A 12,713-nucleotide genomic window follows, 5' to 3' on the forward strand; every position below is an offset into this window, starting at 1 on the left:
ATGCAAAATATATGGAAGAGATAAAGATTTCAAACAGACAAATCGCGCTGATGGCTTTCGACCGGTTGCGCAAGGAAGACAAGACAGATTCCGCATTGAAACTCGCACGGTGTATGCTGCATGGCACAAGCATATCTCTTGGCATAGGTGATATCGACTGGGAGATAGACAGGGCAATACAGCAGTGCGGAGGAGTGCCAAGAACAGGATACAGATACACGGCTTATTTCCACTTCAACCGGAATACGGAAATGGCAAAGGAAATATATGACAAGATCGTGAAGGAACTGTATGGTTAGGAAACAACACGGAGGCGGCTTGAAGGCCGCTTCCGTCATTTATAACGGTATGTACGGGAAAAGGAATCCTGCCGTACACAGGTAACAGAAATGGATGAACAGAAAACATTGACATTGGATTTCATCAAATCCCTGATGGAACCGGCCTATACACTAATATGGACGGACTACAATGACAACCTTGACAATCATTGCGGACTGATTCAAAAATGCCTTGACAGCAAGAGCCGCGAACATTTGTGGGAAAAGGCAGACGAGTGGTACAGCGATGCCGAATGGGAAGCTGTCCGTGAGATTATTGCGAAACTGAAAGAGGAATGTGCCGTATTCCATGACTTTGACGGGGAAGCGGTCGATGACTTCTTCGATGAATACGAAGATGAAATCCGTGACGAGATTTACAGCCGCAACGATTCGGACGTGGTGAAGGAATTGGTAAGGCATACGGATGACATCCCCATCCGTGTGGAAATGCTTTCCAACTATGACTGCATCAATTCCAACCGGTTTGAATCGCAAGGCGGTTACAGGTACGAGGAATCCTACTTCGGGGACATGGTGGACAGCCTTAACCTCAATCCGGCGAGGGTAAAGAAAATTCTGACAGAACACGGCTACAGGGCTTACGGGCGTTTCCCGAACCGTAAGAACCGGAACGGCAAGGAGCAGGTTTCCTACGAACAATTCTACGAGGAACTTATCAATTCCTGCTGCGGGGCGAACCTGCTGACTTACATCGGCAGGGTAAGCCTGAAAGAGCTGTATGAAGCCGACTTTTCATTGAAAGAGGTCATTATCCCCAAAGGCAACTGTTGCGGACTTTTCAGTTCGACGTATGGTGGTGGAAGCCTGCTTGAAATGGAACTGAAACGGGACGTAAAGCTGAAATTGGAAGTCAAGGACTATCATGGTTTCCGCTTCCGGCTGGATGACGAACGTTCCAAATATGACTGTTCGGTCCGGCATGTATATGGGGTGGACGACTCCTTTTTCGGGGATGCGGTTCGCATTGTATCCTGATAAAATCAACTGATCAACAATCAAATCATAGAAGATTATGGGAAAATATGATGTAAAAGTAAGGTACATCTTCGAGGGTACTTACACAGTGGTGGCGGAAGACCGTGAAGAAGCGGAAAGCATGGTGGCGGAAGACTGCGGTCTGGTATTGGGCGGCAACATCCACACAACGCGGGATGACGATGAAGTGACGGACTGGAAGTTCGGTTGTCATCCGGACTTGCAGGTTCTCTCCGTAAGGCAGCGAGGCGGGAAATCCCCCATGTCGGTGTTCGGAGACAGGATCGAAGAACTGCGAAAAGACATCATCGAAGCGATACGGCAGTTGCTCCATGACCATGCCATGAACGCGATACGGTTTCCGGAAGAGGATTATGACCCGGTCTGGGTGATATGGTTTGGCAAGAACGGAGACCCCTACGAATGCAGGGTGACAGGACTCCGGGTAACGGACAGCAGCCTGACCGTCCTTGCCGAAGAGAAAGAAAGCGGTGATGAAGTGGAATGTTACAGCCCGTTCGAACTCGGAGCCAGCAACATCGACTGGCTTTCCGGAATGTATGAGGCTGTATGGCAGCAACTGGAAGAGAGCAAAAAAGTAGAACCACAAGCTGAAGAACAATGAAATATCAAGCGGAAAATGCTGTCTCCAGCTTCTTCTACTATATGTGGAACGCCTGGAGCAAGGAAGAATGCAAGGTCGTATTTGGAGATATGTACCGGCACTTCTGGGATAAATGGTCCGCATTGGCGGACAAGTCCATATTCGGCGCGGCGGAACGGTTCTTTGCCGAGTTATCGGAAAACAACCAGAAACTACTCGTGGAACGTGCCGTTACACTCTATGACGGCAGGGCTTTCAGAAAAGAGCCGGACGATTCCGACATCCTTGTCTGTAAAGAATGCGGTTCACGGCAGTTGGAAATCCAAGCATGGATAAACGCCAATACGGATGAACGTATCAGCTATGTGCATGATGACAATAACGGGCTGTGGTGCGATGGGAAATGGTGCGAAGAATGTGGCGTTCAGGTCTTTTTCTGTACTAAGGCGGAGTTCACACAAAAGATGCAGGGCTGGTGGGAGTCGTGCGGTTTTGAAACAAAGGAACAAATCACAGGGTTGAAAGTCTGTGACTCTCCGCCTTCCGAAAACACGCAGACATTCATTGATGCGGCAGACCAATGGTGGAACAGCCGGGACTACGAACATAAACGGGAAATTTACAACAGGTATAATTCTAAAAACGAATAATATGCAGATTAACATCATTGAACAGATTAGCAACTCATGCAGTTGCAGCCATATGGAAGCGCAGGAATACTTGGATTCTGAAATCCGGTACCTGCGCGAGTTGCAGGAGGCGGACGACCTGAGGGAAGATGACATCGAAATGGCGTGCAGCAACCTCGGACTTGACCTTGACAACCAGGAATATTTTATCAACCGCCTCGCAGGGGCATAAATACCTATAGCTATGGCTTATTTTCATAACATACATTCATTGGCGGACCTGAAGAAGGAATACCGCCGTCTGGCATTGCAGCACCACCCGGACAAGGGTGGTGACACTGCCATCATGCAACAGGTGAACACCGAGTTTGAAAGGCTCTTTGAAGTCTGGAAAGACAAACCGGATGTCTCTGCCGCATCAACCGGGTATGAACATGACTATCCGGGTGCCACGGCAAAGGAATATACCGAGTACGTGTATAATGAATACCGTTGGAAAGGTCGCAACTACAAAGGGCAACATGCCCCTGAAATCGTAGAACTTGTGAGAATCTGGCTAAAGGAAACCTATCCGAGATATAAGTTCTCCGTCAGACGGGAGAACTACAATTCCATTTACATCAAACTGATGAGTGCGGACTTTGAGGCGTTCACCAGGGAATCCGGCAAAGTACAGGATCATATCAACCACTACAACATAGAGCGGAACCCCGATCTTACAGACCGTGCCAAGGAGGTGATGCTGAATGTCTGTGACTTTGTCATGTCATACAACTTCGATGACAGCGATGCGATGACGGATTATTTCCATACCAATTTCTACCTGACATTGGCTATAGGGAGTTACCGGAAGCCTTACAAGGTGGAACTGCCGAAACTTGACTGCAAGGGGAAGGACAAGCCGGAAGTGTTCAAGCATCCCGAAGGTCCGGCACATAAGGCCATCAGGCAGGCGTTGGGCACAGCCCGCTTTGATTTCATCGAACACAGGAGGCATTCCGGCGAAATGATACTCGGAGAAGACCATTACGGCTCACACGGAGAGCATTATTTCTGGCCGAAGGATTATTCAAGCGCGAAACTGGCTCAGAAACGGATCGACAAATTGGAGAAAGCCGGTATTCGGTGCAAGCTTACCGGATATAACGGCGGTTACATTCGTTTTATCGGCTACACTCCCGAAGCAGAAGCGTTACTGGAGAAGGAACGCCAGGAATACATCACCGCCCATCGGCAATGGCAAACCAAACAGACAGTAATCAATTAAACTTATCAATATGGAACCGAACAATTTGAACGAATGGTGGGGCGGACAGCCCGACGGACTGAAACAGGCATTCTCTCTTTTTCCCGATGGACGGTGGAAAGAGGCGGACCTGTATTTGCGAATCAATATCCGTAACTACTGCCTCCTGAAAAAAGGAGGGCTGCTTCCCGAAGACAAGGACCGCTCGATGCTCAGCGAGATTGTCTGTGAGCTGGCCGATACGGAGCTGTGCCGTGCAAATGGAAAGACACTCGAAGACATGTGCGATACGGACGGGGCTTTTCTGGAAGAGTACCAGGAACTGTTCAACCGGATATACGATGAACTGGAAATGAGAATTACGGATTATATGAACGGACAATCAAAAAAAATGTAACAATGAAAGCAAAAGTGTTCAAGTACAAGTCTGACGGGAATACCGTCGTGGCTTCTTATATGGAACTGGAGCCGTATGCGAAGAATGTATATCTCTCCCTGTCAAGAAAGAACGAAGACGGGAATGAAGACGATGACTGTTTCCATGTGGTCTGCCGGATTGAAAACGTTTATTTTTCCAGCGGGCAGTATTCACGCCGGTTTCTCAAGGGAGAAGGTTGCAGAGAGGAAGCCGCCACCTATTGCAGGAACTGGATTGCGGATACGCTTCAAAGTGCGGAAAGAGGAGCCTTCGTCAATTTGATCTCCGTCCGCGTGTTCGAGGCTCTCGGACTTGACACCACTTCCCTGGTGCAAGCCCGTGAGGAGTATAAAAGAATACAGGAGCAGAAACGCAGGGAGCAGAAGGAGAAAGAGGCGGAAGAGCGCAGAGTGCAGGAAGAGCAACATCAGTGGCTACTCAATGAACAGAAACGGAAATTCCTGGACGGGGAACGGATTACGGGAGAAATGTTCCTTGAAATCACCGGAAGGGACGGTTTTGACATCCATATCAGAACCAAAGGGACATTCAACAGGCATGTGAGGGGCATTGACAGGAACGGCACCGTCAGTTCCCGGAAAATCAAGGGCTGCCGGACTCCGGACTTTACCGGATGCCATAAGGCCGTGTCCGCCTATCTGGCGTTCATTACAGAAAAAGAGGGCAAATAATTAAATCCGGGGCGGTAAAGGTCTGCTCCATGCAGCTGTTACCGCTACCGGCTTCCGGCCTCACAATTCACGGTTCAGCGCCATTGCCAGCGGAAACATCAACCGGTTATAGGCTTTAAGCTTTTGCAAATTCAGCACATATCCGGCATAGGGATTGGTCAGATCGGTATAGAAGAATACATCGGTAAATCCTGCGTGTTCCTCCACGACTTCACCCTCCAACGGAATCTCCTCCACATTGAACCGCTCCAGAGGCAGTTCTTCCAGACGGGTCTGTTCCGCATTTCCCAACACATTGAGGTTACGGTTAAACAGCACGAATCCTTTCTTCCTGTAATCCACACGCATACCGTACGGACGCTCCACAAGGAAAGCATCCGCCGCTTTCTTTATATAGTTTTCCATAAAACTGAAATTAGAATTGCAAAAATACATCTTTTGTCCGGCAATGGCGAACAAATCAGGAAGAGAATCGCCACAGACCATGCAAAGCACACTACCGTGTATTTTATTTCCCACCCTGCAAAGGTAGTCCCGTGTCCGGTGTACCCTGTCAAGGTCAGGCCCCTTGCGGGGTTGGCTGAAAGAAAATCATCCTCGCCTGACGGCTGCGGTATTTTCTTTCGCCAAACCTTGCGGGTACTGCCACGGGACAGTCAGGCAGGTGAGAAATAAAAATACCGGCTCCCGGAGCCGGACGTGTTTAACAGATAAAATACAATGAATCATGAAAATCCTGAATGAAGAACATTTCGAGAATGTTAAGCGTTATGCCGAATCCATCGGTGACACCTCACTCCGGAAATGCCTGGAACGGTTGAAGAGCTGGGAGGAAAATCCTGACTGTCCCAGCGAAATTTCACTCTACTATGACCATGCCCCATACTCGTTCGGCTTCACCCAACACTATCCCGACGGAAGGACAGGCATCGTGGGCGGTCTGCTCTATCACGGAATACCGGACCGTTCTTTCGCCGTGACACTACAGCCGTTCCATGGATGGCAGATACACACCTGATGAGAGGCAAACGACAGTATTAACTTTATAAAATTCAATTCAATATGGAAACGACATTGACAGTAATGGAAAGACAACAGCAGTTTGACTTCCAGAAAAACGGAATTGAAGTGATGAACTTCGAGACACTTCAACGCACCTATAAAGAAAATGACATCTACAACAATCCGGTGCAGGGCATCTACCATTACCAGGTCATCCGGCGCATGATGGACATCTGCGAGAAATACAATCTCGATTATGAGGTGGAAGAAATCTTCGCTGCCCAGAACAGAAACAAGACACAGCCGGGAGTGAGCATCCTCCCGCAGGTGGAACAGACACATGGCGAAAAAGCCGTGGAAGCCCATATCCTGCGCCGTATTTTCGCTACTATCCGGATCAGGGATTGGGAGACGGACGAGCTGACAACCACACTGGTCGTCGCCTACCACCAGGACGGCATACAGGCAGCCATAGGCCCCTGCGTGAAGATATGCCATAACCAGTGCATCCTCTCACCGCAGCGGAGCATCAGCAATTACGGGAAAAAGAAGGTGACAACCGATGAGCTCTTCGAAACCGTGGACGGCTGGCTGGCCAATTTCGAGGTGAACATGAACGAGGACATTGCAAGGATTCAGCGGTTGAAACGCCGGATTATCCCGATGGAGGAAATCTACCTGTACATCGGCTTGCTGACAGCCTTGCGCGTTTCCCATGACAGTTCGGACAGAAACCTGTCATCCACTGTAGAAACCTACCCGTTGAACCAGAGCCAGATTTCCATCTTCACGGAAGAGGTGCTGAAACTGGCCATGAGCAAGGGACAGATTACCGCATGGGATTTGTACAACGTGGCCACTGAAATATATAAGCCTGGAAAGACAGACTTCCCGGCCCTTATTCCACAGAACGGAGCCATGGCGGAACTCCTGCTTTCCCGTCTCTCTGAAGAGGTGGAAGTACAGGATGCCGTTCCGATAAACTGACATGCAAGCTTCTCAAGCCAAAGAAATAAGGGAGAACCTGACAGTGATAACAACTGAAAGATTCTCCCTTTTTCATTTACTCTTCAAAAAGCAGCATGAATTCCACCTTCCTTCTCCGTTCGATGCTCGGAACCACTTTTCCTTTATAGCACCTGAAAGAGACATATTCCTTGTAAATATTGCGGTCTCCCGACTCCAGCTTCTTTAACAGACGGCTTTTCGGTCTTTTTCCATATCCTTTTAATCTGTAGGGTCCCACATTATATGAAAGGACTGCTGCCAATAAAGAATCACGCCCCAGATAACTGAACATGCGGCACAGCTTACGGAGGTCTTCCCTCAGAATGGAGTCTCCCTGCGCTTTGGAGATGCTGTTGGTAAACCTCTCCCCGGGAAGAACCTTGTGACCCCACCCGACATAAGGCCAATGCTTTTTCTCTCCATGCCAGCCCTCGAATCGCTTGACACACTCGACCGCAAGACTGAACCTGTCCGGACTTGCCTTTACCGGATTCTCCGCCCTTGAAGGCATACCCGGAAAAAAGACCGTGGCGGAAAGTACCGCAAACCATATTGCTTTTAACTTCATCATAGGCAGGACCGGCTTAGTGTCCGACAATTGTGACCGGCAATTCCTTACTATCCGCAGTCACGACGGAATCCTCGTCCTCCGTCTCGTTGTTGAAGTCAAAAGTCAATTGGTAAAGCTGTGCCGGTTCGCTGTTGTCCTCAAAATAGATGTCAATTGTCTGCTGATCTTCGCATTCAGAAGTGTAGTATAACCTGAACACCTCCCTGTCAAGGGGATAGCGGTCATTGGGCAGCAGCACCATCCCGTCATCCATGCGGAGCGTACCCTTGCCGTCCGGCTGGAAATAGCGGATGGTGTAGCGGGCATCGGAAAAATGTCCTTCACGTTTGAGTTCACAGCGTATTTCCACCGTCTCGCCTTTTATTATACGTGTGGGAACAGGCATGTTCTCCACCTTGAACGGATAAGACTGCTGTACTTCCATTTCATCAGAACAGGCGGACAACAGCAAAACCGCCAGACCCAGGAACAGGACTGCCACCATTCCGGCCAATCCTCTTTTTTTATTCATTGCATTCATATTCTATCAGATTTTAATACGTTATACTTTATTCGACACTTACAGGAACTTATGTTGCAGGTATTCATTCAGGTCCTTGTAGCCTTTATACAAAGAGGAACAATCCACCAGTTTATCCGCATAGCGTTTGCGGAGTGCCTCCAGCGTGCGCCGTCCGGCTTCATCCCGATCCAGATAACAGTTGACCCTCTCGTACCTGTCAAGAATAGGGAACGAGCGTTCCAGCGATGACACCGAGTTCAACACAAGATAGTCGTCTCCATATCCCAGACCGAGTTCCAGCCACGAAAGGCAGTCGATAAACCCCTCGAAGAGGTTGCATGTGTCCGAACCGTTATCCATCAGTGAAATGTCCTTAGGTGACAGGCTGGCCTTGAAAAACCGGTTGCGCAACTCGTATCCATCGCTGACATTCCTGAATCCGATGGCGAAATACCGTTTCCCGTGCAAGGTATATCTGACTTCCCGACAGTTCGGTACAGCCACATCGCTGCTAATGCCGCGTTCCGCCAGATATCGGAGCAGGACTCTGTTGTATAGAGGCCCGAAGCGTACATCCGTGAAACTCTCCTTCTTGAGGAGATCCTCCCTGTTATTCCCATCAGTGCGGGAAACGGTCTTGTGCTCGGGGGCGAGGCCGCCCCATGTCTCTGTGATGAACCTGGCCTGCGCCTTGAAATCCCCGCTGCCGATAAACTCCCCGGCAAGATTGAATATGTCACCTCCCTGCCCGGTGCCGAAGTCATGCCAGATTTCCTTTCGTACATTCACCTGGAACGAGGCGGTGCGTTCCTCCCGGTACGGGGCCAGATACCAGTATTCGTCACCCCGTCTTCTTGCCGGTTCATATCCCATCCTTGCCAGAAAAGCGGCGATAGGGATAGCTTTTATCTCTTCTATAGTCATAGATGTACAGTTTTAATGGATAATGAATTTGATTCCCAATCCGAATTGGGTTGTAAACAGATCCAGGGAACTTCCCCACAAGGCACGTTCCCGGATATTGGCAAGCAGGACAATGCGGTCTGTCAGGTAAGTCTCAAGTTCCAGGGTTATCGCACCGCCATAGACAAACGCATCCTTGGCGAGCAGCGTTGAGCCGTCATACAGCATCCTGTCTCCCCAATTCACGGTTTCATAGCCGGCCAGTGCGGAACCGCCGATGGAGAGAAAGACCGTCCTGGTCGGGTCCGACAGGAATTTCAGGTAATAGCCGCCTTCTGCCGTGAACTGTGCGCAGGGCACATTCACGTTCCGGTACCCGTAATTCTTCATCAGATACTCGGTACCTATGACCCAACGGTCGGCTCTTTTGGTATATCCTGAAACGGCAAATCCGGCATAATGATTCAAGGGGGATTTCGAGCCGTTCGCAAATCCTCCGCGCAGTTCCACGCCCTTCATCCCGGGCAGGTACCGCTGGGCATGTGCCCGCCCCGGGAACAGGGCAAGCGACACGGCTGTAACGAATAGGAACAGATACTTCTTCATGACTACTTTACTTTAAGTCCGTTTATAACTCTGGCTCTCACGATATCTTCACTTTCCACGGTGAAGGTCTGGTGCCTTCCACCGCTTTTCTCATGCATTTCCACCACCAGCACCTTGTCCGAGGGAATGGTGAATTTGTCCAGGACGAAGACGGTGCGCCCGTCCTTTTTCCCTGCGACAGTTGTTACATAGTCGTAAGCACGCAAAGGAAATATCACCTGTTCCTGGATGGCGGTACGTTTCATCACCTTCTTGTCCACAATCTTGAATGTCACGAAATCCACTTCATAAGGTACGTTGGACCGGTTCCTGATTTGTGTATGAAAGTACAGCAGCCCGTTATGGGTGTAAAGACCGCGCAGCAGGTACTGGATGCCGAACGCCTTGCTCCCGATATGCTTGATGTGCCCTTTGTTGTTCTTGTGGACGGACTTCGAGATGAGATATACCAGTTTCGGAGACTCGCTGCCGAGTTCCTTCAGGTAAATGTCAAGGGCGTTGTTGGGACGGTTCACTTCGCTTCCGTCATGGATGAAATCCTTCATCTCGATGTTCAGCAACAACGGTTCTTCCGCATACTTTACATTGAATGTATAGAAACTTCCGCTTTCGGTTATCACGGACATGTTGGTCTCCTCACGGAAATTCTTTACGGTAGCCTTTACACGAATGACATTTTCCGCACCGTCCGCCTTGCCTGCAATGAGGTTCGGCGATCCGAGGTCCACATAACGCACCGAAGACGGGAAGATGATATGCGTGGTCTTGTCGTAAGTCACTTCCAGACCGTACGGCGGTATCATCCGGTCGAAAGTGAGTTTTCGGGTCAGCCCGTGATAGAGGTCCCCGTCTTCCTCTTTTTGGGGATACACTTCCTTGACCGGTGTGATTCCTTTGTTTACTACCGCTGCGCTGTCGGTTTCAGTCTGGGCAAAGGCGCCCATGGTGCCCCATGCAAGGGCAAGCATTACAAATAACTTTTTCATGTTGATTGAATTTTAATGGGTTGTCATTGATTGTCATTCTGATAAAGCATCAGGGTGTAACCGGATTTGAGATGCACCTTCTCTTCACGCATCTTCCGGGAGATGTACTGTGAAACACCCTGTATGGCACCCTTCCCGAGTTCGGAAAGTAGCTGGTCGCCTGCCGACTGGTTGGTGATGGAGATGCTCGTGCCGAGATTCTGCCCCAGATTGGCGGCAACCTCCTTGACAGCGTTTGCTTCCATGGATCCCGGAATGAAGATGCCTTCCTGTCCGTCATTGTCATACACGGCAAGTTTCACGGGGATGATGGTACCGCCATATTCCACCTGAAGGATGTTGACGTGAAGCCTTTCTCCCTGTATGCGCCCTTCTCCGATGAGCAAGGAGTTTTTGGGAAGGACATGCTTTCCTACACGCATCGCTTCCAGCAGTCTCATCCTCACACCCTGACCGCTGATTACAGTCTGGTTCCCGTGGATGCAGGCACATATGGTATTCCTCACGTCTTTTTCATTCCTGTGACCAATCGGGGTATGGAATCTTTCCGCCAATGTCCTTCCCGTTAATGACACGGAATCCCGGACCGGTTGCGGCAACGATGAAACCACGGGAGTGGAGACCAGCCCGACGGGAACGGCCTTCATGTTTCCATCCCGTCCGGCTTCTTCATCCTCCGGGCGGCTGTCCATCCTTTTGCCGCCATTACCCGGCATGTATTTGGCTGCGAGCTCGTAGGACTTTTCCAAAAGTGCCACCTGTTCCTCATAACCCGGCTGTGCATTCTGTGCGGCAACCGTCTGCTTCAGTTGTTCCACCTCGGCTTTCAAGGCCTCCTTTTCCGGGTCTTCCTGCGGTGACTCGTAAAAGTTGCCGAGAGTCCTGTTGATGTCATTGTAGGCGGAGACGGATGAAGAGCGGGCTTCATTCCTACTGTCACTTGCACGTGGACTGCCATCCTTGGTATCCGCATCCGATGACAATGCCACGACAGCTCCGGAGTTTTCATCCGCAACACCTGAGAAGTCTCCCAGTGTACGCATTTTTTCCGCCTGTTTGCGCTTTATGTCAGCCTGCTCGTAGGCGGCAATCTTGTCTTCCTCTATGTCGGCTCCTCTCGGGTCAGGCAGTTCGGTGTTGAAGCCCGCATTTTTCTCCTCCTTTTGTTTGTCCTCTTCGGACGGTGCGAAAATGAACCACATCGCACCGAGGAAGAGAAGGAACATCCCGGCAAAAACCAGGTATTTCCTGATTTCCAGCCTCTGTTTTAATTTATTAATATCATTACTCATTTTCTTTCTGATTGAATCGGTTAAAAAACTCTTCCATCTCCTGCACCCTTTTATCCGGGAGTGTATCGGCAGGAACGATATCCGGAATGTCCAACGGGGCTATCTCAATGATGTCCCGCTGTACATCTTCCCGCCCGATGTCATAGATGGCGCGGAAAATCAGATAGAAATTTCCGAGAGCAAACAGGACAGCCAGCACGATGACTGTCAACATTCTCTTTTCCGGAGAAAGCCCGGCACACAAACCCCGAAGCTTTTCTGCAACGGTTTCCTTGATTCTTACAAACATTTGTTTCATACATTCAAAATTTTAACGGTCATACACTTTGATATCCCTGTTCTCCACCACACGGAAGGCTTCAAGGATGAAACCGTGCGGATTATTGTCGCTGCGGGTGGAGTTCAGCAGCCTGCCACGTGTGACAAGGCTGCGTTCGGTCACACTCTTCTCCCTGATAATGGAGAGTTTCGCATAGGTCACGACCTCATACGGATAGGTATTGAAATCGCACCTGACACTGTCAATCCCAATCCGCTGGCTCATGTTTCCCGAAATGATCCGGTTGTAATATCCCTGCTCTGCCAAATCCACATAATGGGCATAGGCAGAACGGTCACTGAGGAACATGGCCCGTTGGATATTACCCTCAATCGCACTCTTGTCAGGGGATAACGTAAAGAACAGTTCATGGAACCTCCTGACATGCTCCCTTGCCTCCACCGGACGGTTCTGCTCCAAGTCCTGTGAAAGGGCCAGCATCAACGACTTTCCTTCATCCAGAACATAGATCTTCTCCCGTTGCGCTTCCGCAAAAGTGTAAGCCTTCCATACGGAAAAAAACACAAGTAGCGTGCATACACACAGATAGACAATCCCGAACAGACGCAGCTGTCGGAAGCTGGTCTCGATATTCTTCAATGATTTGAATTCCATT

The 12,713-nt window shown here is 49.7% G+C and carries 19 protein-coding genes; 10 read left to right on the forward strand and 9 right to left on the reverse strand.

Features of this window, described 5'->3' with window-relative positions; translation table 11 throughout:
* Positions 1-11: 11 nt before the first annotated feature.
* The 8 genes from KG118_RS13470 to KG118_RS13505 all read left to right on the forward strand — a co-directional run bounded on the left by KG118_RS13470 (position 12) and on the right by KG118_RS13505 (position 4,908).
* Positions 12-299: a hypothetical protein gene (locus KG118_RS13470; RefSeq protein WP_005647140.1), complete on the forward strand. Its 288-nt coding sequence runs from the start codon at positions 12-14 to the stop codon at positions 297-299.
* Between the two features lie 90 nt (positions 300-389).
* On the forward strand, positions 390-1,319 hold the full coding sequence (locus tag KG118_RS13475) for a hypothetical protein (RefSeq protein WP_005647139.1): 930 nt from the start codon (positions 390-392) through the stop codon (positions 1,317-1,319).
* Between the two features lie 37 nt (positions 1,320-1,356).
* A complete protein-coding gene (locus KG118_RS13480) occupies positions 1,357-1,944 on the forward strand; it encodes a hypothetical protein (protein WP_005647137.1) in 588 nt (195 codons plus the stop codon).
* Complete coding sequence (locus KG118_RS13485) at positions 1,941-2,573, forward strand: hypothetical protein (protein WP_005647136.1); 633 nt, start codon at positions 1,941-1,943, stop codon at positions 2,571-2,573. Before KG118_RS13480 ends, KG118_RS13485 begins: the two co-directional genes overlap by 4 nt.
* 1 nt (position 2,574) lies before the next feature.
* Complete coding sequence (locus tag KG118_RS13490; protein WP_005647134.1) at positions 2,575-2,784, forward strand: hypothetical protein; 210 nt, start codon at positions 2,575-2,577, stop codon at positions 2,782-2,784.
* 12 nt (positions 2,785-2,796) lie between these two features.
* On the forward strand, positions 2,797-3,819 hold the full coding sequence (locus KG118_RS13495; RefSeq protein ID WP_005647133.1) for an LPD29 domain-containing protein: 1,023 nt from the start codon (positions 2,797-2,799) through the stop codon (positions 3,817-3,819).
* Between the two features lie 10 nt (positions 3,820-3,829).
* The gene (locus tag KG118_RS13500; RefSeq protein WP_005647131.1) at positions 3,830-4,195 is read left to right on the forward strand and encodes a hypothetical protein; all 366 of its coding nucleotides are present in this window, start codon (positions 3,830-3,832) and stop codon (positions 4,193-4,195) included.
* 2 nt (positions 4,196-4,197) lie between these two features.
* The gene (locus KG118_RS13505) at positions 4,198-4,908 is read left to right on the forward strand and encodes a hypothetical protein (RefSeq protein WP_117689223.1); all 711 of its coding nucleotides are present in this window, start codon (positions 4,198-4,200) and stop codon (positions 4,906-4,908) included.
* 60 nt (positions 4,909-4,968) lie between these two features.
* Here the strand turns inward: KG118_RS13505 and KG118_RS13510 are convergent, their stop codons facing one another.
* On the reverse strand, positions 4,969-5,313 hold the full coding sequence (locus KG118_RS13510; protein WP_005647127.1) for a hypothetical protein: 345 nt from the start codon (positions 5,311-5,313) through the stop codon (positions 4,969-4,971).
* A 322-nt stretch (positions 5,314-5,635) separates the two neighbouring features.
* On the opposite strand from KG118_RS13510, the gene KG118_RS13515 reads away from it, so the two are divergent.
* Positions 5,636-5,926 (forward strand): DUF4120 family protein, encoded by a 291-nt coding sequence (locus KG118_RS13515; RefSeq protein ID WP_005647125.1) that lies wholly within the window; start codon positions 5,636-5,638, stop codon positions 5,924-5,926.
* 44 nt (positions 5,927-5,970) lie between these two features.
* Positions 5,971-6,897 (forward strand): hypothetical protein, encoded by a 927-nt coding sequence (locus KG118_RS13520; protein ID WP_008777839.1) that lies wholly within the window; start codon positions 5,971-5,973, stop codon positions 6,895-6,897.
* A gap of 76 nt (positions 6,898-6,973) precedes the next feature.
* Here KG118_RS13520 and KG118_RS13525 read toward each other — a convergent pair whose 3' ends face one another.
* Genes KG118_RS13525 through traK form a run of 8 tightly spaced genes read right to left on the reverse strand, consistent with a single transcriptional unit; the run spans position 6,974 to position 12,712 of the window.
* Complete coding sequence (locus KG118_RS13525; protein WP_008779475.1) at positions 6,974-7,489, reverse strand: glycoside hydrolase family protein; 516 nt, start codon at positions 7,487-7,489, stop codon at positions 6,974-6,976.
* A 13-nt stretch (positions 7,490-7,502) separates the two neighbouring features.
* Positions 7,503-8,009, reverse strand: coding sequence for a DUF3872 domain-containing protein (locus tag KG118_RS13530; protein WP_005644341.1), 507 nt, complete (start codon positions 8,007-8,009; stop codon positions 7,503-7,505).
* Positions 8,010-8,048: 39 nt separating this feature from the next.
* Positions 8,049-8,915, reverse strand: a complete 867-nt coding sequence (locus tag KG118_RS13535) for a toprim domain-containing protein (protein ID WP_117589877.1) — start codon at positions 8,913-8,915, stop codon at positions 8,049-8,051.
* A 12-nt stretch (positions 8,916-8,927) separates the two neighbouring features.
* On the reverse strand, positions 8,928-9,500 hold the full coding sequence (locus tag KG118_RS13540) for a conjugal transfer protein TraO (RefSeq protein ID WP_005644336.1): 573 nt from the start codon (positions 9,498-9,500) through the stop codon (positions 8,928-8,930).
* 2 nt (positions 9,501-9,502) lie between these two features.
* Entirely contained in the window at positions 9,503-10,486 is a 984-nt protein-coding gene (traN, locus tag KG118_RS13545; protein WP_117589876.1) for a conjugative transposon protein TraN, read from the reverse strand.
* A 23-nt stretch (positions 10,487-10,509) separates the two neighbouring features.
* A complete protein-coding gene (gene traM, locus KG118_RS13550; RefSeq protein WP_117616064.1) occupies positions 10,510-11,778 on the reverse strand; it encodes a conjugative transposon protein TraM in 1,269 nt (422 codons plus the stop codon).
* Positions 11,771-12,076 (reverse strand): TraL conjugative transposon family protein, encoded by a 306-nt coding sequence (locus KG118_RS13555; protein WP_005644331.1) that lies wholly within the window; start codon positions 12,074-12,076, stop codon positions 11,771-11,773. The genes traM and KG118_RS13555 overlap by 8 nt, the downstream gene beginning before the upstream one ends.
* A 12-nt stretch (positions 12,077-12,088) precedes the next feature.
* Positions 12,089-12,712: a conjugative transposon protein TraK gene (traK, locus tag KG118_RS13560; RefSeq protein WP_008777834.1), complete on the reverse strand. Its 624-nt coding sequence runs from the start codon at positions 12,710-12,712 to the stop codon at positions 12,089-12,091.
* Position 12,713: the final 1 nt, after the last annotated feature.

The organism is Bacteroides propionicigenes, assembly GCF_018390535.1.
GTDB lineage: Bacteria > Bacteroidota > Bacteroidia > Bacteroidales > Bacteroidaceae > Bacteroides > Bacteroides propionicigenes.

Bases quoted from the DNA above. Each gene is read 5' to 3' on its own strand.
- KG118_RS13495 (WP_005647133.1), top strand. From the start codon at position 2,797: ATGGCTTATTTTCATAACATACATTCATTGGCGGACCTGAAGAAGGAA.
- KG118_RS13525 (WP_008779475.1), bottom strand. From the start codon at position 7,489: ATGATGAAGTTAAAAGCAATATGGTTTGCGGTACTTTCCGCCACGGTC.
- KG118_RS13530 (WP_005644341.1), bottom strand. From the start codon at position 8,009: ATGAATGCAATGAATAAAAAAAGAGGATTGGCCGGAATGGTGGCAGTC.
- KG118_RS13470 (WP_005647140.1), top strand. From the start codon at position 12: ATGGAAGAGATAAAGATTTCAAACAGACAAATCGCGCTGATGGCTTTC.
- KG118_RS13515 (WP_005647125.1), top strand. From the start codon at position 5,636: ATGAAAATCCTGAATGAAGAACATTTCGAGAATGTTAAGCGTTATGCC.
- KG118_RS13540 (WP_005644336.1), bottom strand. From the start codon at position 9,500: ATGAAGAAGTATCTGTTCCTATTCGTTACAGCCGTGTCGCTTGCCCTG.
- KG118_RS13535 (WP_117589877.1), bottom strand. From the start codon at position 8,915: ATGACTATAGAAGAGATAAAAGCTATCCCTATCGCCGCTTTTCTGGCA.
- KG118_RS13510 (WP_005647127.1), bottom strand. From the start codon at position 5,313: ATGGAAAACTATATAAAGAAAGCGGCGGATGCTTTCCTTGTGGAGCGT.
- KG118_RS13490 (WP_005647134.1), top strand. From the start codon at position 2,575: ATGCAGATTAACATCATTGAACAGATTAGCAACTCATGCAGTTGCAGC.
- KG118_RS13520 (WP_008777839.1), top strand. From the start codon at position 5,971: ATGGAAACGACATTGACAGTAATGGAAAGACAACAGCAGTTTGACTTC.
- KG118_RS13480 (WP_005647137.1), top strand. From the start codon at position 1,357: ATGGGAAAATATGATGTAAAAGTAAGGTACATCTTCGAGGGTACTTAC.
- KG118_RS13500 (WP_005647131.1), top strand. From the start codon at position 3,830: ATGGAACCGAACAATTTGAACGAATGGTGGGGCGGACAGCCCGACGGA.
- traK (WP_008777834.1), bottom strand. From the start codon at position 12,712: ATGGAATTCAAATCATTGAAGAATATCGAGACCAGCTTCCGACAGCTG.
- KG118_RS13555 (WP_005644331.1), bottom strand. From the start codon at position 12,076: ATGAAACAAATGTTTGTAAGAATCAAGGAAACCGTTGCAGAAAAGCTT.
- traN (WP_117589876.1), bottom strand. From the start codon at position 10,486: ATGAAAAAGTTATTTGTAATGCTTGCCCTTGCATGGGGCACCATGGGC.
- traM (WP_117616064.1), bottom strand. From the start codon at position 11,778: ATGAGTAATGATATTAATAAATTAAAACAGAGGCTGGAAATCAGGAAA.
- KG118_RS13485 (WP_005647136.1), top strand. From the start codon at position 1,941: ATGAAATATCAAGCGGAAAATGCTGTCTCCAGCTTCTTCTACTATATG.
- KG118_RS13475 (WP_005647139.1), top strand. From the start codon at position 390: ATGGATGAACAGAAAACATTGACATTGGATTTCATCAAATCCCTGATG.
- KG118_RS13505 (WP_117689223.1), top strand. From the start codon at position 4,198: ATGAAAGCAAAAGTGTTCAAGTACAAGTCTGACGGGAATACCGTCGTG.